Source organism: Clostridium sp. ATCC 25772, assembly GCF_001573875.1.
GTDB lineage: Bacteria > Bacillota > Clostridia > Clostridiales > Clostridiaceae > Clostridium_J > Clostridium_J senegalense.
The window spans coordinates 23,542-49,532 of record NZ_LFRG01000028.1 but is presented as its reverse complement, the minus strand read 5'-3'; the positions used below and the strand labels follow the sequence as shown (position 1 = coordinate 49,532).

Genomic DNA, 25,991 nt, shown 5'->3' with positions numbered 1-25,991 from the left:
CCTATTATGTTTGATTAACAACTTCATAATACAAGGAGGTGCATTTTTTTGCAAACTCCGTTTTAAATAATAAACAGGAATGTTCTTAACTAAATATATTTGCACTTATTTTTCTCAACTGATAACAAAAATTTGATGAATAAATTTAAATTCGAGCTTGTTTCCCTAAAAATATCGTATATGTAATTATTTTAAATGCATTATCAATATTAACATAACATAAAGAAAATATAAATAAAATAATTTTACTGTTTAGTATTTTAATAAAAAGGTGTCTTAAAATTACATGTAATTTTAAAACACCTTTTTATTAAAATATATGAATTGTTATTCTATTTAACTTCTTCTTGAACATATTTCAGTATTAGATCTATAGTAGCTAATACTGAATCCATATGAGTTCTTTCATATCCATGAGATGCAAATATTCCAGCCCCAATTAAAGCAGTTTTTATATCATATCCAGCTCTTAATGCAGCAGAGGCATCAGATCCGTAAGATGGATATGTGTCTATTCTGTAGTCTATATTATTATTCTTACAAAGGTCAGTTAATCTTACTCTTAAGTCTAAGTCATATGGACCAGAGGAATCTTTTGCAGCTATACAACATGCAAACTCCGTAGAGTTTTGATCAAGACCAGGGCAACCCATATCAACAGCTACAAATTCTTTTGTATTAGTTGGTATTCCAGCGCAAGCACCATGTCCAAGTTCTTCATAATTACTTATAAACACATTTATAGTATGAGGAAGTTCTATTTTATTTTCAACAATATATCTTAAAGTATATAGTAAAATTCCAACGCTAGCTTTGTCATCTAAATGTCTTGATTTTATAAACCCACTTTCAGTAAATTTAGTTCTTGTATCAAAACAAATAAAATCTCCAACATTAATGCCTAGTTTTTCAACATCTTTTTTAGAAGAAACTTTTTCATCTATAACAACTTCGTAGTTTTCAGCAACTCTTTTAAGTTCTTTAGCATCTCCACCACTTATATGTACAGATGGTTTTATGGTTTGAATTGTTCCCTCAAAAGTTTTACCATAAACAGTTTCTATTGTACAGTTTTCCCCTTCGATAGAATTCATCATAAATCCGCCAAGTTGAGTTAAGGAAAGTGTACCAGTTCCTTTTATACCGCAAACCATTGCACCTAATGTATCAACGTGAGCAGATAATGTTTTTTGATAGTTGTCATCTTTACCTGTTATAGTAGCAACTAATGCTCCTTTATTTGTAACATTATATTTAATACCTAGTTTATCTAATTCAGTAGCAATATAAGGCATGATTTTTTTTGAATAACCAGTTGGACTAGGAATTGTTAATATATTTTGTAAATATTCTTTAATTACATCTGTGTTATGCATAATATCACCTCTTAAAATTAATATAAATATAAAAAATATTGTTAAGAAATTGTAAACGTATTTTCTATTAATTTCAATATTAACATAAAATAATTTGAAAATCTAGTATTTTAAAAATATTGAGAAAATTTGTCTTTAATCTAAAATAATAAAAAGTATTATATAAATAAATTATTAATATAAATATATTAGTAACAGTAAAAGTGGTGCTGTGATGAATATTGTTAAAAAGGGAGAAAGGTTAATGTGGAGTATGTTCGGGAAAAAATATTTATTAATTGGTATAAGTATAATTATTATTACAATAGTTACAATCAACATATATGTAAAAACATTTGAAAAAGTTGTATACCCCAATGTATATGTGGAAGATATATATATTGGAAAATTAAATGAAGAAGATGCAATAAAGAAAATACATATAAATTTTGAGGATAAGATATTAGATAAAAATATAATTATTCAAGTTGGCCAAGAAGAGTTTAAAATAAGTTTTAAGGAATTAGGAATTGAATATGATATAGAAAAAGCTGTAAAGGAAGCAATGAATTATAGCAAGAATTTAAATGTTTTAAAAAAGTTTATAACTTTAATTAAAGGTGATAAAAATTATATTAATATTGATTTAAAGTATAATGAAAAGGCAGTAGATGGTATTATTTATTCAATAGAAAGTGATGTTAATATAAAACCAATAGAAAGTGAAATAAAAATAGATTCTAATGGTAATATACAAATAACTGAAGATGCTACAGGTATTAAATTAGAAAGTGATATATTAAAAAAAGATATTTTAAAAGAAATAGAATCAAAAAAAATAGAAGAAAAATCATATATAGTTGGAAATTTAATTACCTGGTATCCTAAAAAAACTAAAGAAAAGTTAAAAATTATAAATAGAAGTATAACTGAATTTTCAACTGAGTTTATGAATTCAGGATATAGCAGAAAGAAAAATATTAAATTAGCTACTAAAGCTATAAATGGTAAAGTACTTATGCCGAATGAGACATTTAGTTTTAATGATGTAGTTGGACCTAGAACAGCAGGTAAAGGATATGAAAGGGCTAATGTTATATCAGGTAATAGATATATAGAAGATATAGGTGGGGGAGTATGTCAGGTGTCTACAACATTATATAATGCTGTATTAAAATCTGATTTAGAGGTTTTAGAAAGAAGGAATCATAGTTTGCGAGTTAAATATGTTCCATTAGGGCTGGATGCAATGGTAAGTTATGGAGCTTCGGACCTAAAATTTAAAAATACAACAGATTATCCTATATATATTTATGGTGAAGCAAATGAAAATTATGTTGCATTTAAAATATATTCCAATAATAGTTTGGCAAAAAAACATTTTGAAATTGAAACTAATATAGAAGATATAATTAAGCCTAAAAATTTTATTAAATATAATTCTAATATGGCTAAAGGTGAGAGATATGTACAAAAAACAGGTAAGCCAGGTTACAAAGTTAATAGTTATAAAAAAATATATGTAGATGGAAAATTTATAGAGAAAAAACTTATATCTAAAGATATATATAAGCAAGTTGAAAATATAGTTATTGAAGGGAGATAAAAACTTTATGAACTAAAAGTTAAATTTTTATTAAAAAACAATTTCTAAAAACTTATCTATATGTTATAATTTATCATGTTATTTAAAATATTCAAAATTAAATAAATAATTCAATAAAAAAGGGGATAAGTTTTTATGATTATATTAGCAATAGTTACAGCAATACTAATAGCATTAGTTGGTGTACTTATAGTTTGTAAAGTATCTATTGAATTAGATAAGAAAAAGGGGATACAATTTAAAACAAGAGATTTAGATTATATAGATGGCTTTCAAGAAATTGATAAGAATGTTGAAACTACAATGACATTATACTTTAATAATTTCACGTTGGATTTTAAAGGTTTTGAAGATAAAAAAAGTTCAATCAATATTTTAAATATAAGAGATATAAAAATTTATGATGAAAAAGAGGACTTAATATCTGACATAAAATATCATAAAATTAAAAGTACAAAGAAAATTCAATCTAATATGTTAACAAAGAAAAAACAAATAGTTATTAAAGTTTTTGAAGAAGGGAGAGAAATTCATTTAATATTTAGTTCAAGTTTCCCAGAACTAATAAAAGGAACTTTAGAAAAAGCTATAGAACAGGAAAAGGAAGAGTTAAAATCTAAAAATGCGATAGCGTCTAAGTAGGACCGTTTCCTATTATATATATTTATAAGAAATAAGAAAACATCTTATTTCTTATTTTTTTGGAATAAATATGTTAAAATAAAAATAATTAGAAAATTGAAAAAGAGGTGCTTGCATGGATAGATTGGATATTATAGACAAAATATTAACTAATGTAAATAAGGTTATTATAGGTAAAGATAATGAAGTTTTAGATATAATTAAAGGAGTATTAGCAGATGGACATATTTTAATAGAGGATATCCCAGGGGTAGGAAAAACAACATTAATTAAAGCGTTAACTAAATCCTTAGGAATGTCTTATAGTAGAATTCAATTTACTCCTGATTTATTACCATCAGATATAATAGGAGTATCTATATATAATAATAAGATAAATGATTTTGAGTTTAAAAAAGGATTAGTTTTTTCAAATATAATACTAGGAGATGAGATTAATAGAACTACAGCAAAAACACAGTCAGCTTTATTAGAGGCTATGGAAGAAAAACAAGTATCAGAAGGTAATATAACGTATAAATTGGATGAACCATTTATAGTTATGGCTACAGAAAATCCCATAGAATATGAAGGAACGTTTCCACTTCCAGAGGCACAGTTAGATAGGTTTATGATGAAGGTTAAAATAGGCTATCCTATGGAAGATGATGAAATTAATATATTGCAAACATATAGGACAAGTAATCCTTTAGAAAATATAGAAAAGGTAGTTTCAAAAGAAGAAATACTTAGGCTTCAAGAAGAAGTTAAAAATATAAAAATAAAAAAAGAACTTAGTGAGTATATTGTTAAAATAGTATCAGCAACTAGATATAATAAAAATTTAATTTTAGGGGCTAGTGTAAGAGCATCATTAGCATTACAAAGGATTGCACAAGCAACTGCACTTATGAAGGGAAGAAATTTCGTTATACCAGAAGATATAAAGGAAAATGCTAAACTTGTTTTATGTCATAGAATATCACTTACATCTAGTAGCAGAGCTAATAAAATTACTGAGGAAAAAGTTATTGATGATATATTAAAATCAATTCAAGTTCCAAAGGTGATAAGTAATGATTAAAGTTAAAAAGAAGTATCTAATTTTTTTAATAATATCATTTATATTTGCTAAGGTGTTTGGTGGAAATCTACCCTATGGAATTTTTTATACTATAATAGTGATTGGAATATTAGCATTAATATATATACCAATTTCAATAAAAAATATTGATGTTTTATTCAAAATAGATGATGAGAAAAATAGGGAATGGAATAAAAAGGGGTTATTATGTGTTGGAGATAGATTTATAGCTAATTTAGTTGTAGAAAATAATAATTTTTTATCTATACCATATATAAAGATTAACAACTCCATGTTTTCAAAGATTATAAAAAATTATAATGGTGATTTAATATATTTAAAATCTGGAGAGAGATATTGGTTAAAAAAAGAAATGCTTTTTCAAAAGAGAGGAATATATGATTTTGGAACTACTATAATTAAAGTAAATGATTGGTTTAACATAATAATGATAAAAAAAGAAAAAAAACATGTAGAAAATGTTATCATATATCCTAAAATTTATAATATTTCAAATTTTACTGTAGAGTTTAATAATAGATTAGAAAGTTTAAGTAAAAGGATAATTAATGTTAAAGAGAGAGATATAGTTAGAGATGTAAGAGAGTATCGAGTAGGAGACAATGTAAAGAATATACATTGGAAGCTTAGTGCTAAACAAAACAGGTTATATGTAAAAAATTATGAAAAAATGGCAGGGAAAAAGGTAAATATTATAGTTAATATGGAAAAAATTAGGGATTGTCATACATATAATGAAAAAGATGAGGAATTGATGATAGATATAACATCTTCATTAATAAATGATTTTTTAAAAAAAGAGATCAAAAGCAAAATCAATATTAAAAATTTTCAAAATAAATCTTTAAATATATATAACTATGATGATTTTCAAGGGCTATTAGAGTATTTCCTAAGAAATTATAGTAATAGTGAAGGTGAATTTGGTAGATTTGTAGAAAAGAATATAAAAAATGAAATGAATAAATCTTCAAATATAGTAGTAACAATGTGCATAAGTGAAGAATTGAAAAATGTATTAATTAATATGACAAACTTAGGGTATTCTATAACATTGCTGCATTGTAATAAAAATTTATATGAAAATAAATTTATAAAAGAATTAGAAAATTTTAATATAAAATGTTTTAATTTAAAACATATAATAATAAATTAAATAATTTATTTATGGCGTAAAAGTAGGTGTATCATGTGGAAAAATCTAATAGAGAGAAAAAACATAAAGAATATATATATGATATATTTTTAGTTGTAATAAACTTAATTGTTCCTATTGAGCTTATTAGAACTGGATATAGAATAAAAGACTTTGATTATAAATTTGTATTATTGATAATTATTTTCTCAATAATACTATATATTTTTTATTTTGAATTTTATATAAAGAAATTATATAAAATTTTACCAATTTTAGCAGTATTTTTTTTAGGAACAGTTTTTTGTTTAAAAAATTTTCAGTTAGTTACTCAATTTATAGATAAAAATATAATATCAGCTGCAATTAAAATATGGCCTAAAATAATGAAGAATACGGAAACAAATTTTAAAGACTATAAATATATAATAGTAATAATGTTACCCACAATAGTAGTATTACTAATAAGGTTAACTAAAAGGAAGAAAAAAATTATATTGTTTCTAAACTTTATATTTATTATATTGTTTTGGTTTTTATATCAAAAAGAAACATTAAATGTAGTTAAAGTGTATTTATTTATAACTCTTGTATCTGTATTTATTACAAATTATTTGAATACAAAAGAAGATTCTATAAAGGGAAAAGTAAAGATAAGAGATAGTAAAATATTATATTTAGCTTATGGTTGTATGATATGTATCTGTGTTGTAACCCTGGTAGAGATAATACCTAAAAATTATAAAGGTATAAGTGGGAATAACTACAGTAAAATTTTTAAAAATACTTTTAGTGGAAATTTACCAATAGAAATGTCTTTAATTAATGAATATGGTTTGACAAGTTCAGGTTATGATGAAAGAGATAAAAACTTAGGAGGTCCTCTTACAATTAACAAAACTCATGTGTTTGATGTAAAAGCTGATGAGCCCTATTACTTAAAAGGAAGTATAAAGGAAATATATGATGGGAAAAAGTGGACAAGTAAGTATGAGGCAGATAGTTTTATTGAAATAAAAAAAGATCAACAGTATAATCCTATCAAATTTAAAAAGCAGGATTCACTTAATAATTTAAGTCTAAGGAGTATCCGTATAACCCCTAATAAAAACTTAAAAACTACAAGTTTTTTTATGGTAGAAAAAACTAGAAAAATAAGAGGGGCGTTAGATAAAATATATTGCAACGAAATTCCTGTATTTTTAAGTTCTAAAAAAATAAATAATCCATATAATGTTATATTTTATACTAATCCTTTTGAAAAAGAAATTTTTAAAAGTGTAGAAGGATATAGTAATGAGGAATATGAGAATTACAATATATTACCGAGAAAACAATGGTTAGATAAAAGTAGATTAAATTATGTGGATAACAGTGAAAATTCAGAAAATAACTATATAATAAGTAATAAATATGTTGATTATTTATCTATTCCATTTACAGTTCCAAAAGAGGTTTATGATTTAACAAATGAAATAATAGAAGGAAAATACTCTAATTCAGAAAAAGTTTATGCTATAAAAAATTACTTAAATAAAAATTATCCTTATAGTTTGGAGGTATCGAATATTCCTCAAAATGAAGAATTTGTAGATTATTTTTTATTTAAAGAAAAAAAAGGATATTGCACATACTTTGCAACTACAACTACAATTATGTGTAGAATTGCTGGAATACCAGCAAGATATGTAGAAGGTTTTAAAATAGATGAAAAAAGTAAAAATGATAAAGGTGAATATGAGGTAACTAATGGAGAGGCCCATGCATGGTGTGAAATTTTAAGCAATCCAAAAGACTGTACATGGAAAATTGTAGATTCTACTTCAACTCCAACGGAATGGGAGAGAAGCATAGAAAAAGAAAAAAAAGAAATCCAGGTAGATAGTAAAAATAACAATGAGAAAAATGTTGAGAGAGTAGACAAAAACATGAGTACTATTGAAGAGTTAGAAACTGATTCAAATGAATTTTTAAATTTATATGATGAAAAGATGGTAAAAAATATATTTCCTATAATTTCAATATTATTTTATATCCTTATAAAAATTATTAAAAATATTAAATGGAAAAAACATATGTATTCCTGTGACAGTATTATTCCAGTATATAATTTTTATTTATTTAGACTTAGTTCAATTGGAATAAAAAAAGATGATAGTATGGGAGATTTAGAATTTCTAAAATCTTTAAAGGATGATGAACTAAGAGAAAAGATGAATTTTTTAGTAAATGAAAGTTATAAAGAATTTTACGGTGAATTAAAGTATGAAGAAATAAACAAAATAGAGTATATGAGATTTATAGAAAATTATATAAAAAGCAAAGAAAGAAAAAGCCAATACTGGTTAAAAAGATATTTTTCAAAAATCTAGTAAAATATTATTTGTAAAATAGATGCCACCTTAAGTTTTAGTATTAAGGTGGTGTTTATATAATAGAAAGTTTTTATAGTGTATTTAGTAAGGGAGATGATTATATGAAGTATAAATTACTTTGTACAGATATGGATGGTACACTTTTGGATAATGATAAAATGGTAAGCGAAGGTACACTAGATGCTATAAAAAAAGCTCATAATAAGGGAGCAAAAATTGCTATAACTACAGGTAGAATCTTTACATCAGCAAGATATTATGGCCATTTGTTAGGTATAAAAGCACCAATAATAGCATCTAATGGAGCATATATAAGAGAAGGAGACAATGTTATATATAAATGTGTTCTTGGAATTAATAATTGCATGGAAATTTTAAATATATTTAAAAAATATAATTTAGTGCCGCATTTTTATACAGCTAATGGTATTTTTGCAGGGGATACAAAATATACTTCTAGATTTTATGCTAAGTCAAATCAGGTTGTTCCAGATGAATTCAAAATAAATATAAAAAAAGTAAGTCAATGGAAAGATATATTTGATAATTATGAAGAAGAGATTTTAAAAGCAGTTGCAATAGACGATGATTTTGAAAAGTTAAAAAAGGCAAAAGATGAAATAAGAAGTTTGGGAAAATATGAAGTCGTAAGTTCCTTTTCTAATAATTTTGAAGTTATGAACAAAAATGTATCTAAAGGAAGAGCAGTAGAAATGCTTACAAAACATTTTAATATAAGTAAAGACGAAGTTATAGCAATTGGGGATAGCGAAAATGATTTATCTATGATAAGTTATGCTGGGTTAGGTGTTGCTATGAAGAATGGGGAAGATTTAGTTAAAAATGTTGCAAGTTATATAACTGACACTAATGATAATGAAGGTGTTAAAAAGGTTATAGAAAAATTTATATTAGAAGATGTTAACTAAAATATTATAGAGTTTAAAGGATAAATGAATTTAAATGCTAAGTTGTTTTAATATATGGCTATGAAAATGAGAAATTCATAGCCTTTATTTATTTAATTATATAGATCTGTATAATTAATATTATCTGATAGAGGTTAAAGAATTTTATTCAAATATAAGAAGAAATATATACTATAAAAATCTTTTTAAAAAGCGTATAATTTATAGATGTATAGGTAGAAAGTAGTAATTATCTAAATAGATAGGTTATTAAGTTATTATTAGTATATGTATTGTAGAGTTTGTTAAGTGGTAAACTTTACTATAGAATATATTATTTAATATGTTATAATATATTATTATTTTATTAAATGTAGAAAAAACTAGTATAAATATTTTAAAATAAAAGAATAGTTATGTTTTATTAAAGTATTAAAGTTTATTAACAAATAGAGATTTAGCTTGTTTCACCATACAGGTAAGAGGTATAATTTTAATTATACTGTATTTTAGAAATTATATATTTTATTAGAGTTATTAAAGAACAGAACCTAGTATGGAAGTTTATTTTTAAAATTTTATTTTAGTATTATACTAGGTAAATTAGGGAGGAAAAAGTATGAATTTAAATATAGTATTGTTTCAACCTGAAATTCCTCAAAATACAGGAAACATAGGAAGAACTTGTGTACTTACAGATTGTAAATTACATCTTATAAAACCATTAGGATTTAGTTTAGATGAAAAAAGTTTAAAAAGAGCAGGATTAGATTATTGGCCATTATTAGATATAGAAATTCATGAGTCATATGAGGCTTTGAGAGAAAAGTATAATAATGGCAATTTTTATTTTTGCACTACAAAAGCTACTAAGTTTTATACTGATGTACAATTGAAGCAAGGAGATTTTTTAGTTTTTGGAAGAGAATCTAGTGGATTGCCGGATTATATAAGAAATGAAAATAAAGATAACTTAATTAGGGTTCCAATGGTTGAGACAACTACAAGATCTTTAAATTTGTCTAATACTGTGGCAGTTATTGCATATGAAGGATTAAGACAAATTGGATTTAAAGGAATGAAGTAGGAGGGAGTTAATGATGAAAGAAAAAATAAAAATTATAACTGATTCTACTTGTGATATACCAAAGGAAATAGTAGAAAAATATGATGTAGAGGTAATACCTCAAATAATTAATGTAGATGGACAATCCTATTTAGATGGAGTAGAAATAACATTACCTACATTATTAGAAAAAATGGAAGAAAGTAATGAATTTCCTAAAACAGGCCAAATAAATCCACATAGATTTGTAGAAATATATGAAGGGTATTTAAAAGAAGGATATAAAATAGTAGCTATACACATGTCTTCTAAAATGAGTGGAACGTATCAATCAGCATTAGTTGCTAAGGATTTATTAGAAACAGAAGATGTATTTATCATAGACTCACAAGCTGTTTGTGCAGCTCTTGGAGTATTAGTATTAAAGGCAGCTATTTTAAGAGATAAAGGTTTAACGGCTAAAGAAATTTATGATGAAACTTTAAATACTGTAGACAAGGTTAAAAGTATAACATGCTTTCAATCATTAACTAATTTAATCAAAGGTGGAAGATTGTCAAAAACAGCAGGAGCAATAGGGAGCTTTTTAGGTATAAAACTTTTATTGACTATAAAAGACGGCGAGATGACTGTTATGGAAAAGATAAGAGGAAATAAGAAAGTTCAAAGATCTATACTTGAATACCTTGAAAAGTATGATTTAGATGAAGAATACCCTGTTATTGTTATAGAGTCAGACTTTAAAGAGGAGAATGCGTCTATATATGATAGTTCAAAAGAATTTTTAAATAATAAAAATGCTAAAGTATATGAATGTCCACCAGGATGTTCTGTCGGTGTACATTCAGGAAATAATGTATTTGCAATATTTTTTATAGAAAAGTAATATATAAAATAATAAAGAGTATATAAATAATAGAGATTTAGTAATCTCTATTTTTTTCTTTAGATTTATAAGCAAATTTAAAGAAAATAAGTAGACATCATAATGGTTTTTCATGAAGTGTCAATTGTGCATTGTAATTTTCTTTAAATTGTTGCTGTTTTAATTTGAAGTTAAAATTTATATGTAGGAGTTGATAAACTACATATAAAAATAGAGTCAAGCCTGAAAATTTCAAAATTATAGTGTTGCAAAATAATAATAAAAAAATTAAAAAGAAAGATATTTTGACGAAATAAAATTTGCGAGTTTTAAAAATATTTTCATATACTTATATTAGTATATATAATTTGAATATTAGTAAACTTATAGAACAATCTAATTAAGTTAATAATATAATAGTAGTAAATAGATATATAAGAGTTATGTTATAAAAATAACAAGAACTATAAGGAATTTTAGATAAATATAAAGAATAATGTTAAAGAAATAGTGAAAAAAATAGATAAAACTGTAAATTATTTAAAAATTCTAAATTGTTTATAGGTATTTCAAATACAAAACATTCTAAAAATTATAGAAATTTATGTTGTGATAGTATATACTTAACTTGTAAGTTAAATTTCAAACAAATCTAAAAATTCAATAAATTATGGATGATATTTTCGAGAGATGACTTTATATATTTCAAATAATTTATTATAAAGTAGCCGAAGAAGAAAGAATAAATTTTAGCCAAATTTAATTCGAAACTTTCAGGCAAAGGGATCGAAAATGGACATAACTCTGGAAAGCATGGGCACCGAAGGAGTAAAACTCTCAGGTTAAAAGGACAGGGCATAGGCAAGATTATATTTAATTTTGCATATGTCCTTTTATAGTTAGGAGGTAATTAGGTGATAAAGCCATTATATATAGTTACAAACAATCCATTATCTAAAGAAAAATTTGAAAGTAAATTTAAAATAATATATTTAGAAAGAAAAGCGGCTATGGATGTATTAAAAAAAGTCAGGGATGAAATACATCTAGGGCATGAGCTTTTAACTCATCCGTTGATGAGTAGTGTAAAACCTAATGAAACTCCATATAGAACTGTTTGCTTGTCAATAGAAAAAGGGTGTTTGGATATGCAATCACTAGATATAATTGAAGGAGCAATACACACAACAGAAAAATTTTTAAGAGATTTCAAAACTCCAGATTGGAGTGAAAGAATATTACAAGATTTTCAGGTTATAGATTGCGATTTGATACATCACGCAATTGAATAAGGAGGGTAATTCATGGAAAAAAAGATTTATGATACGATTATTATCGGAGGTGGTCCAGCAGGATTAGCAGCATCATTATATGCAGGAAGAGCTAAGATGAGCGCTATGCTTTTAGAAAGAGCTAAATTTGGTGGCCAAGCAGCTACAACTTCTGAAATAGAAAACTACCCAGGATCAATAAAAGATGAAACAGCTCCGCAAATAGAAAGAATGAGACAACAAGCTGAAAACTTTGGAACAGAAATTGTTAAAGATGAAATTGTTAAGGTAGAGTTAGACGGAGAAATTAAAAAATTAGTAGGAAAATTAGGCGAATATGAAGCAAGAACAATAATAATAGCTACAGGTGCTAATCCAAGACTTGCAGGATTTAAAAACGAAGTGGAGTTAAGGGGAAGAGGGGTTTCCTATTGTGCTACATGTGATGCTGATTTCTTTGAAGAATTAGATGTTGCAGTAGTAGGTGGTGGAGACTCAGCATTAGATGAAGCTATATACTTAACAAAATTTGCTGAAAAGGTTACAGTAATTCATAGAAGAGATGAATTTAGAGGAAATAAGTCAGTTCAACAAAGAGTATTTGCAAATGATAAAATAGAAGTTCTTTGGGATTCTGTTGTTGCAGAAGCAGTAGATGATGATGGAATACTTGGTGGATTAAAAATTAGAAACGTTAAAACAAATGATATAAGTGATTTGAATGTTCAAGGATGCTTTGTATTTGTAGGATATGATTCAAATACAAAAGTATTTGAAGGAACCAATTTAGCGTTAAGTGATAGAGGCGAAATCTTAGCAGATGAAGATATGAAAACTAACATAGAAGGCGTTTATGCAGCTGGAGATGTTAGGAAAAAATCATTAAGACAAGTTATAACAGCAGCAGCAGATGGTGCTATAGCAGCAACTCAAGCAGAACACTATATTGCAAATAAATAATTCAGAAAATAAATTTTTTATATAATATTAAATATATTTTAAAAATTTAAATAATTTAATTGAAAGTAGGAGGAACTAAAAATGTTAGAAATCAATAAGGATAACAAAGAATTATTTGAAACAGAAGTTTTAGGAGAAAGTGAAAAACCAGTATTCGTTGACTTCTGGGGTGACAAATGTGAAGTATGTAAACAATTAATGCCATCAGTTCATGAATTAGAAGAAAAGTATGGTGATAAAATTAAATTTACTAGCTTAAATATAACAGGAGCAAGAAGACTTGCTATAGCACAAAAAGTTTTAGGACTTCCAACAATGAAAATATACAAAGCTGGAGAATGTGTAGAAACAATAACTCCAGATAAAATATCTAACATAGCAGATGTAGATAGCTTCATAAAAGCTTACTATGAAACATTATAATCTGAAAAAGGTTAGTTATATTTGGTAGGCAGCTTAGCTGCTTACCTTAATATAAAATAAAAAATGAAAAGTTATATTAACTTTATATATTCTAGGAGGTGAATGTTTTGCGTCTAGAGATTGGAAATATCATTATAAAAGATCTTCAATTTGGACCAGAAACAAAAGTTGAAAAAGGAACTCTTTATGTTAATAAAGAAGAGTTGCTAAAAGAAGTGGGTGGAGATGAAAGAATAGAAAGTATTGACTTCGATATCGCAAGACCAGGTGAAGAGGTTAGAATTATTCCTGTAAAAGACGTAATTGAACCAAGGGTAAAAGTTGAGGGAACTGGTGGAGTATTCCCAGGATTCATCAATAAAGTTGATACAGTTGGTTCAGGAAAAACACATGTTTTAAAAGGTGCAGCAGTTGTTACAACTGGTAAAATCGTTGGATTCCAAGAAGGTATCGTAGATATGTGTGGAGAGGGAGCTAAATATACACCGTTCTCTAAAACTAATAACTTGGTTGTTATTTGCGAACCAAAAGCAGGAGTAAAACAGCATGAACATGAGGAAGCTGTAAGAATGATAGGATTTAAAACAGCTACGTACCTTGGAAAAGCTGGAAAGAATGTTGAACCAGATGAAGTCAAAACATTCGAAACATTGCCATTGTTGGAACAAGTTAAGCAATATCCAGATTTGCCAAAGGTAGTCTATGTATATATGCTTCAAACACAAGGGTTACTACATGATACTTATGTATATGGAGTAGATGCTAAGAAAATAATACCGACATTTATTTATCCAACAGAAGTATTTGATGGTGCGATAGTTAGTGGAAACTGTGTATCTGCTTGTGATAAAAATCCATCATATGTACACATGAATCATCCAATAATAGAAGATTTATATGAAAGACATGGAAAAGACTTTAACTTTATTGGTTGCATAATAACTAACGAAAATGTGTATCTTGCTGACAAAGAAAGATCCTCAAATATGGTTGCTAAGTTAGTAGAATTTGCAGGAGCAGATGCTGCTATAGTTTCTGAAGAAGGATTTGGTAACCCAGATGCAGACTTAGTTATGAACTGTAACAAAATATCAGCTAAAGGAGTAAAAACTGTACTTTTAACTGATGAGTATGCAGGACAAGACGGCTGTTCTCAATCATTAGCTGATTCAACTCCAAAAGGCGATGCTGTAGTAACTGGAGGAAATGCTAATGAAGTAATAATACTTCCACCAATGAAGAGACTTATAGGACATGTTGAAGCAGCAGATATAATTGCTGGAGGACACGTTGGAAGTTTAAGAGAAGATGGGTCAATAGAAGCTGAAATCCAAGTTATAACTGGAGCAACAAGTGAAGTAGGATTCAACTATTTATCAGCTAAAGGATTCTAATTTTAAAATATGAGTTTAAAGAGAGAGATTATAACAAGTTAAGAGTAATTACGAAAGGAAGATGAAATTATGTTAAAAGGAAAAAAGGCTATATGTATAGGAGATAGAGACGGAATACCAGGACCAGCGTTAGAAGCTTGCGTAAAATCAGCAGGTGCAGAAGTAGTTTTTGCATCAACAGAATGCTTTGTCTGAACAGCTGCAGGTGCAATGGATCTGGAGATCCAACAAAGAGTTAAAGATTTGACAGAAAAATTTGGTGCAGAAAATGTAGTAATAATAATCGGTGGAGCAGAAGCAGAAGCGTCAGGACTATCTGCAGAGACAGTTACAGCTGGAGACCCAACTTATGCAGGTCCTTTAGCAGGAATAGACTTAGGATTAGCAGTATTCCATATAGTTGAACCAGAAGTTAAAGATGAATGTGATGCAGGAATATACGATGAGCAATGCGGAATGATGGAAATGGTTTTAGAAGTAGATGAAATCATTGGAGAAGTAAAATCAATAAGAGAAGAATTTAGTAAGTTTATTTAATTATTAGAGTATGTATAGTTAATTAATAAGAAAATAGATAATTTATAAATAAGAAGATAAAAGAAATAGAAATTGATAATCACCCCAAGGAGTACGGTGCTTGGGGGGATTCCCAATGAAGGGGGGATAACCATGATAAAAATAGTTCATTATATAAATCAATTCTACGCTGGAATAGGTGGAGAAGATAAAGCTGACTATAAACCAGAAGTTCGTGAAGGTTTTGTTGGACCAGGAATGGGACTTAATGGTCTATTAAAAAAAGAGGGTGCAGAAATAGTTGCAACCGTAGTATGCGGAGATTCTTATTTTGCAGAAAATACAGAAGAAGCTAAAAAAGAAATATTAGAAATGGTTAAAAAGTATGAACCAGATATGTTTATAGCTGGTCCAGCGTTTAATGCAGGTAGATATGGAGTTGCTTGTGGAGACGTGTCAACAGCAGTTAAGGAAGAATTAAACATACCAGTTTTAACTGCAATGTATGTTGAAAACCCTGGCGCTGATATGTACAAAAAATATGTGCACATAGTATCTACTAGAAATAGTGCAGTAGGTATGAGAGCAGCACTTCCTAAAATGGCTAAATTAGCAATTAAATTAGCTAAAGGTGAAGAAATAGGATCACCAGATGAAGAAGGATATATCGAAAGAGGCGTTAGAAAGAACTACTTTGCAACAGAAAGAGGTTCTAAAAGAGCAGTTGAGATGTTGGTTAAAAAATTAAAAGAGGAGGAATTTGTAACAGAATTCCCAATGCCAAACTTTGATAGAGTTGAGCCAAATCCTCCAATAGTTGATATAACTAAAGCTAAAATTGCTATAGTTACTTCTGGTGGTATAGTTCCGAAAGGAAACCCAGACCATATAGAATCTTCAAGTGCATCTAAAATAGGTAAATATGACATTGAAGGAATTATGGACTTAACAAGTGAAACTCATGAAACAGCACATGGTGGACATGATCCTGTATATGCTAATGATGATCCAGATAGAGTAATACCAGTTGATGTATTAAGAGAGATGGAGAAAGAAGGAAAAATAGGTTCACTGCACAGATATTATTATTCAACAGTGGGAAATGGTACAGCTGTTGCCTCTACTAAAAAATATGGTGAATATACAGCTAAAGAATTAATAGCTGATGGTGTAGACGCAGTTATATTAACTTCTACATGAGGAACTTGTACACGTTGCGGAGCAACGTTAGTTAAAGAAATAGAAAGAGCTGGATTACCAGTAGTGCATATGTGTACTATAACTCCAGTATCTGTAACAGTTGGAGCGAACAGAATTGTTCCAACAATAGCTATACCTCATCCACTTGGAAACCCAGCATTAAGTAAAGAGGATGAATATAACTTAAGAAAACATCTAGTGGAAAAAGCTCTAATAGCACTACAAACTCCAGTAGATGGTCAAAAAGTATTTGAATAATTAAAAAAGAGCAATTAGGGGACAATTGTTCCCTAATTACTTATAAATTCAATCATAGGTAATGCAAAATAAACAAGAAACGTTACTTGTTTATTTTGGATTATCTATAGAAAGGTAATCTTATAAAAATTGAGTTAGACATATATATAGAAAATAATAATAAACAGGTTTGAGAAGTTATTTAATTAAATATGTCTTACTAAATAGTTAGATAAATTTATTGTGAATTTAATTCACATCTTTATAAAGGGAGGTTTTAGAATCATGAATTTTCCAGTATTAAAAAAAGCATCATATATTTTAGTGAACGCTCCAGATATGGTAATACATAATGGAACAACACAAACATCAGAAAGACAAACAAATCCAAACTCAGAATATTTAAAGGTATTAAAAGATCACTTAAGACCTTTTGATGAGGTTGTTGCATATGCACCAAACCAAACTTATATAGGAAATTTAACTCCAGAACAGTTAAGTGAAATGCCAAGACCTTGGTTTGGAAAAAACGTAGAAAATGCTGATAGATTCGGTAAATTCGGGGAAATTATGCCACAAGATGAATTCTGTGGATTAATGAAAATATGCGATGTTTTCGACTTAGTAATATTAGAAGAAAATTTTGCAAATAGTGTAAGGGAAAAATTAGCTAAACACCCATTAATAGCTGACAAAGCAGAAAAAGTTGTTGGTGAAGGCATTGAGAAAATAGAAGGATTAGTTAACAATGTAGGTGCAGAGGGTTTATATGAAAAAGGTAAATTAGTAGGATGTGTAAGAAGAGCACACGAAATGGATCCAAACTTATCAGCACATTACATGTTAGAAAATTTAGCAGTTAAAGCTTCTGGTGTTTTAGCTGGAATGCATCTTGTAAATAATTTAGATATACCAATAAATGAAATAGAATATATTATAGAATGTTCAGAAGAGGCTATTGGTGATATGAACCAAAGAGGTGGAGGAAATATTGCTAAATCAATAGGAGAAGTTGTTGGTTTAACAGGAGCAACAGGAGCAGATATGAGAGGCTTCTGTGCTGGACCGTCTCATTCATTAATTACAGCAGCATCACTTGTTAAAAGTGGAATATATAAAAATGTTTTAGTTATAGCTGGAGGAGCTACAGCTAAACTTGGAATGAATGGTAGAGACCATATTAAGAAAAATATGCCAGTTCTTGAAGACTGCTTAGGTGGATTTGCTGTTTTAGTTTCTCAAAATGATGGAGTAAGCCCAATCTTAAGAACTGATGTAATAGGAAGACACACAATAGGACATGGAGCTTCACCACAAGCAGTATTAGAAGCTTTAGTTTTAGATCCGTTAATATCAAATGGAATAAAAATAACAGAAGTTAATAAGTTTGCACCAGAAATGCAAACTCCAGATATAACAGAACCAGCTGGTGCTGGAGATGTTCCAACACAAAACTATAAAATGATAGGAGCATTAGCTGTTAAAAAAGGACAATTAGAGAGAAAAGAGTTACCAAATTTCGTTAAGGAACATGGATATCCAGGATTTGCACCAACTCAAGGACATATTCCATCAGGGGTACCAATAGTAGGTCATGGAATAGATCATATTAAAAATGGTATTTTAGATAATTTCATGATAATTGGTAAAGGAAGCTTATTCTTAGGAAGAATGACGAACCTATTTGATGGTGTTTCTATATTAGTAGAGAAAAACACTGGAATAGTTGAAGAAAATTCAGGAATAAGCAAAGATGAAGTTAAATCAATGGTTGCAGACGCAATGAAAGATTTTGCAGCATTTTTAGCAAAAGATATGGAATAATAAAATATAGCTGTAGTTCCTCAATTTGAGGGACTACATCTTAGAAAAGGGGTGTAAATATGAGCCAAAACTCAACTAAAGTAATGATAGCTGAAGTATTTAATGATATAGCAAATGGAATCAAGAGTGGACAATTTAAAAAAAGAGTAAGAATCGGTTTAACTATATTAGGCTCAGAGCACGGCGTTGAAGAAATGGTTAGAGCAGCTGAGCTATGTAAAGCTAAATATGGTAATTTTGATATAGTTTTAATAGGATCAAAAGTTGATGCTGACTTTGAGATGGTTGAAGTAGCAACACCAGAAGAAGGTCATAAGAAAATGACTGAAATGCTTGAAAAAGGAGAATTAGATGGTTGTGTTACACAACATTTTGATTTTCCAATAGGGGTTTCTACTATAGGTAAAGTTCAAACTCCAGGCTTAGGAAAAGAAATGATATTAGCAACTACAACAGGAACTACTTCCACAAATAGGGTTGAAGGTATGGTTAAAAATGCTATATCTGGTATAGCAGTTGCAAAAGCTAATGGAATTAAAAATCCTAAAGTAGGTATATTAAATTTAGATGGAGCTAGACAAGTAGAAAGAATATTAAATGAGACTAAGACAGCTGGATATGACTTTGAATTTTCAAAGTCATTAAGAGCTGATGGTGGAGCTGTAATGAGAGGAAATGACTTATTGGCTGGAACTCCAGATGTTATGGTTTGTGACTCTTTAACAGGAAATCTATTAATTAAAGTTTTCTCTTCATTTACAACAGGTGGTAATTATGAAACTGTTGGAGCTGGCTATGGTCCTGGTGTAGGGGAAAATTATGATAAACTTGTGAACATAGTATCAAGAGCTTCAGGTGCACCACTTATAGCAGAAGCTCTAAGATATTGTGCAACTTGTGCAGAAAATAAAGTTTTAGATATAGCTAGAGACGAGTTTAAAAGTGCAAATGAAGCAGGACTTCAAGAATTCATAGATAAGACTGCTAAAAAGGCAAATAAAACTGAAAGTGCAGAAGAAAATGTGAAAATGCCGCCTAAAAAGGTTGTTACATTTTCAATTGCAGGAATAGATATTTTAGAGTTAGAAAATGCATGTAAAACTTTATGGAAAGAAAATATTTATTCAGAAAGTGGAATGGGATGTACAGGTCCTATAGTATTAGTAGCTGAGGAAGATTCTGAAAAGGCTATGGAAATTTTAAGAAAATCCGAATATTTAGGATAATGTTTTGTGAAGATAATTAGGTTATCATATCAATGAAAAACCAGTAATTAAATGGATAAATGATATTAATAAGCTATAAATAATGAAATTTATAGCTTATTTTATTCCAGACTAGAAAATATGAAATTATATGGAAAAAAATATTAAATTTGTTTGAACAGATTCTTGTAGAAATATGTATTAAAATTAAGCTTAATTAAATAAAAACTTAAATTATTCAGAAAAATTAAATGTATATTAAAAAAGTATAAAAAAAGTTTGAACAATAAATTAATTTTAACCTAATTTAAAAAAAACTTGTATAATTGAAAAAAATATAGTATATTACATATGTACTTTCAGTGTAGTACATACTATTTAGGGTATATACTATATATAAAAAAAACATAAAAAGCACTATAAAAGACTAATGAAAACATTAAACATACTGTTAAATATGCTATAAATACATTTATAGTGTATATTTGTAGAGTAAATTTAAAAAATTAAAAAAGTAGTTGAATAAATATATAGTTTTTAATTATAATAATTAGGGGAAGATTATATATAGTAAAAATATTAAGTTAATTAAAAGAATTTTTACTTTTTATATAATTAAGTGTAATCTTAGGAGGTTAGTTTTATGAAAGCAAAAAAATTGGTAGCAATACTAATGTCAGCAATGTTAACAGCTTCAGTTCTAGTTGGATGTGGATCATCTGCTGGTAACGGAGAGGAAAAAGATAATGCTGGAACAGAATCAAAAATTATGATTGGACTTGCTACAGACGAGGGTGGTTTAAATGACAAGTCTTTCAACCAATCAGCTGATACTGGGGTAAAAAAAGCTCAAGAAGAATTTGGTTTAGATTATAAACCAATAGAATCTCAAAAGAAAGAAGATTATGAGCCAAACCTACAAGCATTAGTAGATGAGGGAAGTGCTTTAACTTTCGCAGTAGGTTTCCAATTATCAGAAGCTATGAAAAACATAGCAAAAGCAAATCCAGATAGTCATTTTGCTATCATAGATGAGAATGTTGAAGGTGTAGATAACGTACAATCAATAACATTCAAAGAGGAAGAAGGTTCTTTCTTAATGGGAGTTATTGCAGGTAAAATGACAAAAACAAATAAAATTGGATTTATCGGTGGAAAAGATTTCCCAACAATAAATAAATTTGAAAGTGGTTTCGTAGCTGGTGTTAAAGCTGTTAATCCAAATGCTGTTGTAGGATTAGAAAGTCCAGATGGAGAAAACCCAGGACCAAACGTAAAATATGCAGATTCATTTACTGATACAAATAAAGGATATGAGCTTGCAAAATCATTATATGATTCAGGCTGTGATGTTATATACCATGCTTCAGGAGCAACAGGAACAGGAATGTTTAAAGCAGCTAAAGAATTAAAAGACAAAGGCAAAGAAGTTTGGGGTATAGGTGTTGATATGGACCAAACAATAACTCTTCCAGAGTATGCTGATGTAATCCTATCTTCAATGATAAAAAAAGTTGAATTAGCAACTTATGAAGCTAGTAAGGATGCTAAAGATGGAAAATTTGAAGGTGGACATAAAGTTTTAGGAATTAAAGAAGGCGGAATAGATATTGCTGAAACAACAAGCAAAAATACACCACAAGATGTTGTAGAATTAGCAGAACAATATAAAGAAAAAATATCTAAAGGTGAAGTTGTAGTGCCAGCAGACAGAAAAGGCGCTAAGGAATTTAAGGCTGAGTAGCTTATAATACACAATGAAAGCTAGGTGTCTAGTTACATCTAGCTTTTCTTAGTAAAATACCTTTTAAATAGTTAAATTATATTATGTGGGATGATATTAAAAAATAAAGTTATATTAGATAAATTATAATAAAGTTAGAGGTTTGGGTTTACTAATAAAGAGGGAAGTTATTAGTATAAGGAGGAAATAGAATGAACAAGGTAATAGAAATGAAAGGTATAACTAAAATTTTCCCTGGAACTATTGCCAATGATAATGTGGATTTTGAGCTTTTAAAAAGCGAAACTCATGTTTTACTTGGAGAAAATGGTGCAGGTAAAACTACACTTATGAATATCTTATATGGATTATACCAACCTGAAAAAGGTGAGATATATGTAAAGGGAAGTTTACAAAAAATAACTAGTCCAAATGATGCTATAAAATTAGGTGTAGGAATGGTTCACCAACACTTTATGCTTGTTGAAAATTTTACAGTGGCAGAAAATATAGTTTTAGGTACAGAACCTAAAAAGGGAATAAAGTTAGATATGAACTCTGCAGTGAAAAGTGTTGAAGAAATATCAAATAAATATGGATTTGCCATAGATCCAAATGCAGTGATAGAAGATATTTCTGTTGGTCAGCAACAAAAGGTTGAAATTTTAAAAGCACTTTATAGAGGTGCTGAAATATTAATATTAGATGAGCCTACAGCGGTATTAACACCACAAGAAATTGAAGAGTTAGGTAATATTATAGAAAACTTAAAAAAAGAGGGGAAATCAGTAATATTAATCACTCATAAGTTAAAAGAAGTTATGAGCATGAGTGATAGGGTTACTATTATAAGAAGAGGTAAAGTAACAGGAACAGTTTTAACTAAGGAAACAAACATAGATCAACTTGCAGAATTAATGGTTGGAAGAAAAGTTAACTTAGTTGTAGAAAAAGATGAGTGTAATAAAAAAGATAAAATTTTAAATATAGAAGAACTATCTGCTATAGATCAAAGAGGCGTTGAGGTAATAAAAAATATAAATCTTGATGTTTATGGTGGGGAAATATTAGGTATAGCAGGTGTTGATGGTAATGGACAAACAGAACTGTTAGAAGTAATAACAGGACTTAGAAAACCTAAAGATGGAAAAATATCCGTAAAAGGAAAAGATATATATGGTAAAACACCAAGAGACGTTGAGGAAGCAGGGGTTGCGCATATTCCAGAAGACAGACATAAAAGAGGATTAGTCCTTAAATACTCATTGTTTGAAAACTCAATTCTTGGTATTCATAAGAAAAAACCATTTTCTAATGGAATAGTGATGAATTATAAGGCTATTAAAGAACACTGTGATAAGTTAATAGAAGAATTTGATGTTAGAACACCTAATAATTCTGTTAATGCTTCTTCATTATCAGGAGGAAATCAGCAAAAGCTAATAGCTGCAAGAGAAATATATAAAGATCCAGAGCTACTAATAGCAGCTCAACCTACAAGAGGAATAGATGTTGGGGCAATTGAGTATATACATAAAAGATTAGTTGGAGAAAGAGACAAAGGAAAAGCGGTTTTATTAGTTTCTTTAGAATTAGACGAAATTTTAGCTCTATCAGATAGAATAGCAGTTATGTATGATGGAAAAGTTGTTGCTGTGCTAGATAGAAAAGATGCCGATGAACAAAAGCTAGGTATATTGATGGCTGGAGGAACAATAGATGGCATTAGGAAAGGAGCTGAAAAGTAATGTTACAGAAACTAAAAAAGGTTTTAAAACCTATAATATTCCCATTTTTAGCAATATTTCTTTCTTTATTTGTTTCGGTATTCTTTGTTATGTGGGCAAAGGGATATTCTATAACACAGTATTTTACAGCAGTTAGTGATTTAATGGGAACAATTTGGAAAGGTAGCTTTGGTACAAAGAGAAATATGATGAACACTATTGCAGAGATGAGCCCACTTATATTTGCAGGGGTTGCCAATGCAGTAGCATTTAGAACAGGACTGTTTAATATAGGGGTAGCTGGACAGTTTGCAATGGGAATGATTTCAGCTGGAATAATAGGAACAATTCCAGGACTAAATCCAGTAGTTCATGTTATATTAATTTGTCTTGGTGGTATTTTAGCAGGAACGATATGGGGTGGAATTCCAGGATTCTTAAAAGCAAGATTTGGAACTAGCGAAGTTATAAATACTATAATGCTTAACTATATATCAATGTTCTTTGCAAATTATATTATTCTTAAAACTAGGTTTGGTGTTCCAGGAAAAGCTAGAACTCCAATAATAGAAAAAAGTGCACAGCTTACAAGATTTATGCCAAGTGCACCAGCTAATATAAGTATATTTATAGCAATTGCAGTAGCTATATTTATATTTTGGTTATTATGGAAAACAACTGTTGGATATGAAATAAGAGCAGTAGGTATTAATCCACATGCTGCAGAGTATGGTGGAATAAGTGTTGCTAAAAATGCAATACTTGCAATGGTTATATCAGGTGCTATAGCAGGGCTTGGTGGAGCTTTACACGTAGCAGGTGTAAACCACATGGTTCAAGATTTTATGGCAGTTCCAAACTATGGATTTGATGGAATAGCAGTAGCACTTTTAGCTAAAAATAATCCAATAGGATGTATAGCATCAGCAGTATTATTTGCAGCACTTAATACAAGTGCAAGAGCACTTCAATTAAATGGAATACCAAAAGAAATTGTATTCCTAATACAAGCAATAATAATTATATTTGTAGCAACAGATTATATTATGAAATACTTTGAAGAGAAAAAGAAGAAAGGGGCGATAATAAATGGATAATGTTAATATAATTTCATTAATAACATCTACTTTAAGAATTGCAACGCCTCTAATATTTGCAGCGCTTGGCGGAATGTTTTCGGAAAGAGCTGGAGTAGTAAACATAGGACTTGAAGGTATGATGACTATGGGGGCATTCTTTGCTGTATATGTTACACATATAACAGGAAGCCCTATTATGGGTATTTTCGGTGGAGTGTTGGCAGGTGGATTACTTGCATTGATACATGCAGTTTTAAGTATAAATTTAAGAGCAGATCAAGTTATATCAGGTACGGCTATAAACTTATTTGCAACAGCACTTTCTAGTTTCTTAATTATGAAGCTTTTTGGAAAAGGTGGTCAAACAGACTTAGTAAAAGGGCTGCCATTCCATGTTCCAAAAGCAATTGCTAATTTGCCAATCATAGGAACCCTTTTAAATGGGATTAACTGGTTTGTTATATTAGCTATAATTTTAGTGTTTGTATCATACTTTGTAATGTATAAAACAGCATTTGGGTTAAGAGTAAGAGCTGTAGGTGAACATCCAAAGGCAGCAGATACATTAGGAATAAATGTTTATAAAACAAGATATATTTGTGTTGTAATATCAGGAATGTTAGCAGGACTTGGTGGAGCTGCACTGTCATTAGGTATTACACCAATGTTTAAAGAAAACATGGTTGCAGGAAGAGGATTTATAGCACTTGCAGCTATGATATTTGGTAACTGGAAGCCATTTGGAATCTTAGGAGCATGTTTATTATTTGGTTTTGGAGAAGCATTCCAAATAACAGCTCAAGGTTTTTCATGGTCATTACCAACAGAGTTCTATTCTGCGATACCATATATACTAACAATGTTAGCGTTAGCAGGATTTGTTGGTAAAACTCAAGGACCAGCAGCATCAGGAGAACCTTACGAAAAAGGATCAAGATAGACAAAAATGGTATTAGACTAAAATCTAATACCATTTTATTTATGTAAAAATATAAAAAATAAAATTTGAATTTTATATAGAATCCCCTATAAAGTTATTGTTTTTGTATAAACTAAGTAAAGAAATTGTTAAAAAGGTCATAAAGTATTAAAAATATATTACAAAATAAAAAAAGTATAGTATAATTATAGTGCTAATATTTTAAAAATTTAGAATATTCCTATGAAGTAATATGTATATTAATATATAGTATTACCAAATTATTTATTTTAATTTGAATAAGAAAATGCTACAATGATGAATTTTCTTTAATCTAATAGGATGCTTTGAAAATTTATATAAAATAGAAAAATTAGGAACATAGTGAAAAATATTAAAATCAAATAATAAGATGCTTTTCAGATTTATAATATAATATGAAAGGCTACAAAATGGCCAATTAATAATGTGGAACGG

General features: G+C 28.5%; 21 protein-coding genes and 1 riboswitch. Of the genes, 20 read left to right on the top strand and 1 reads right to left on the bottom strand.

Annotated features, from left to right (window positions below):
• Window positions 1–332: 332 nt before the first annotated feature.
• Window positions 333–1,376, bottom strand: coding sequence for a M42 family metallopeptidase (locus AZI32_RS11260; RefSeq protein ID WP_061995931.1), 1,044 nt, complete (start codon window positions 1,374–1,376; stop codon window positions 333–335).
• Between the two features lie 214 nt (window positions 1,377–1,590).
• On the opposite strand from AZI32_RS11260, the gene AZI32_RS11255 reads away from it, so the two are divergent.
• The 20 genes from AZI32_RS11255 (at window position 1,591) to AZI32_RS11150 (ending at window position 25,535) form a co-directional block, all read left to right on the top strand.
• Window positions 1,591–2,961 carry a VanW family protein gene (locus AZI32_RS11255; protein WP_061995930.1) on the top strand — a complete coding sequence of 457 codons (1,371 nt, stop codon included), beginning with the start codon at window positions 1,591–1,593 and terminating at the stop codon, window positions 2,959–2,961.
• 135 nt (window positions 2,962–3,096) lie between these two features.
• Window positions 3,097–3,603 carry a hypothetical protein gene (locus tag AZI32_RS11250; protein WP_061995929.1) on the top strand — a complete coding sequence of 169 codons (507 nt, stop codon included), beginning with the start codon at window positions 3,097–3,099 and terminating at the stop codon, window positions 3,601–3,603.
• Between the two features lie 115 nt (window positions 3,604–3,718).
• On the top strand, window positions 3,719–4,666 hold the full coding sequence (locus tag AZI32_RS11245; protein WP_061995928.1) for a MoxR family ATPase: 948 nt from the start codon (window positions 3,719–3,721) through the stop codon (window positions 4,664–4,666).
• Window positions 4,659–5,843, top strand: a complete 1,185-nt coding sequence (locus AZI32_RS11240) for a DUF58 domain-containing protein (protein ID WP_061995927.1) — start codon at window positions 4,659–4,661, stop codon at window positions 5,841–5,843. The genes AZI32_RS11245 and AZI32_RS11240 overlap by 8 nt, the downstream gene beginning before the upstream one ends.
• Before the next feature lie 35 nt (window positions 5,844–5,878).
• Window positions 5,879–8,194, top strand: a complete 2,316-nt coding sequence (locus AZI32_RS11235; RefSeq protein ID WP_061995926.1) for a transglutaminase-like domain-containing protein — start codon at window positions 5,879–5,881, stop codon at window positions 8,192–8,194.
• 104 nt (window positions 8,195–8,298) lie between these two features.
• Window positions 8,299–9,126: a Cof-type HAD-IIB family hydrolase gene (locus AZI32_RS11230; protein WP_061995925.1), complete on the top strand. Its 828-nt coding sequence runs from the start codon at window positions 8,299–8,301 to the stop codon at window positions 9,124–9,126.
• A 598-nt stretch (window positions 9,127–9,724) separates the two neighbouring features.
• A complete protein-coding gene (locus tag AZI32_RS11225; protein ID WP_061995924.1) occupies window positions 9,725–10,192 on the top strand; it encodes a tRNA (cytidine(34)-2'-O)-methyltransferase in 468 nt (155 codons plus the stop codon).
• A 13-nt stretch (window positions 10,193–10,205) separates the two neighbouring features.
• Window positions 10,206–11,057 carry a DegV family protein gene (locus tag AZI32_RS11220; RefSeq protein ID WP_061995933.1) on the top strand — a complete coding sequence of 284 codons (852 nt, stop codon included), beginning with the start codon at window positions 10,206–10,208 and terminating at the stop codon, window positions 11,055–11,057.
• Between the two features lie 653 nt (window positions 11,058–11,710).
• Window positions 11,711–11,835, top strand: a riboswitch (glycine riboswitch).
• Window positions 11,836–11,950: 115 nt separating this feature from the next.
• Entirely contained in the window at window positions 11,951–12,328 is a 378-nt protein-coding gene (locus tag AZI32_RS11215) for a GrdX family protein (protein WP_157450897.1), read from the top strand.
• Between the two features lie 12 nt (window positions 12,329–12,340).
• Window positions 12,341–13,267 carry a thioredoxin-disulfide reductase gene (gene trxB, locus AZI32_RS11210; RefSeq protein WP_061995923.1) on the top strand — a complete coding sequence of 309 codons (927 nt, stop codon included), beginning with the start codon at window positions 12,341–12,343 and terminating at the stop codon, window positions 13,265–13,267.
• Window positions 13,268–13,348: 81 nt separating this feature from the next.
• Entirely contained in the window at window positions 13,349–13,690 is a 342-nt protein-coding gene (locus AZI32_RS11205; RefSeq protein WP_061995922.1) for a thioredoxin family protein, read from the top strand.
• Window positions 13,691–13,797: 107 nt separating this feature from the next.
• Complete coding sequence (locus tag AZI32_RS11200; RefSeq protein WP_061995921.1) at window positions 13,798–15,084, top strand: glycine/sarcosine/betaine reductase component B subunit; 1,287 nt, start codon at window positions 13,798–13,800, stop codon at window positions 15,082–15,084.
• 69 nt (window positions 15,085–15,153) lie between these two features.
• Window positions 15,154–15,621 (top strand): glycine/sarcosine/betaine reductase complex selenoprotein A, encoded by a 468-nt coding sequence (grdA, locus tag AZI32_RS11190; RefSeq protein ID WP_082761222.1) that lies wholly within the window; start codon window positions 15,154–15,156, stop codon window positions 15,619–15,621.
• A 126-nt stretch (window positions 15,622–15,747) separates the two neighbouring features.
• Entirely contained in the window at window positions 15,748–17,058 is a 1,311-nt protein-coding gene (gene grdB, locus AZI32_RS11185; protein ID WP_242865297.1) for a glycine reductase complex selenoprotein B, read from the top strand.
• Between the two features lie 264 nt (window positions 17,059–17,322).
• Complete coding sequence (grdC, locus tag AZI32_RS11175) at window positions 17,323–18,861, top strand: glycine/sarcosine/betaine reductase complex component C subunit beta (RefSeq protein ID WP_061995917.1); 1,539 nt, start codon at window positions 17,323–17,325, stop codon at window positions 18,859–18,861.
• Window positions 18,862–18,920: 59 nt separating this feature from the next.
• A complete protein-coding gene (grdD, locus tag AZI32_RS11170) occupies window positions 18,921–20,087 on the top strand; it encodes a glycine/sarcosine/betaine reductase complex component C subunit alpha (RefSeq protein WP_061995916.1) in 1,167 nt (388 codons plus the stop codon).
• Between the two features lie 622 nt (window positions 20,088–20,709).
• The gene (locus AZI32_RS11165; RefSeq protein ID WP_061995915.1) at window positions 20,710–21,810 is read left to right on the top strand and encodes a BMP family ABC transporter substrate-binding protein; all 1,101 of its coding nucleotides are present in this window, start codon (window positions 20,710–20,712) and stop codon (window positions 21,808–21,810) included.
• A 191-nt stretch (window positions 21,811–22,001) separates the two neighbouring features.
• Window positions 22,002–23,537 carry an ABC transporter ATP-binding protein gene (locus AZI32_RS11160; RefSeq protein WP_061995914.1) on the top strand — a complete coding sequence of 512 codons (1,536 nt, stop codon included), beginning with the start codon at window positions 22,002–22,004 and terminating at the stop codon, window positions 23,535–23,537.
• Window positions 23,537–24,613 carry an ABC transporter permease gene (locus tag AZI32_RS11155; protein WP_061995913.1) on the top strand — a complete coding sequence of 359 codons (1,077 nt, stop codon included), beginning with the start codon at window positions 23,537–23,539 and terminating at the stop codon, window positions 24,611–24,613. The genes AZI32_RS11160 and AZI32_RS11155 overlap by 1 nt, the downstream gene beginning before the upstream one ends.
• Complete coding sequence (locus AZI32_RS11150) at window positions 24,606–25,535, top strand: ABC transporter permease (RefSeq protein WP_061995912.1); 930 nt, start codon at window positions 24,606–24,608, stop codon at window positions 25,533–25,535. The genes AZI32_RS11155 and AZI32_RS11150 overlap by 8 nt, the downstream gene beginning before the upstream one ends.
• Window positions 25,536–25,991 lie beyond the last annotated feature (456 nt).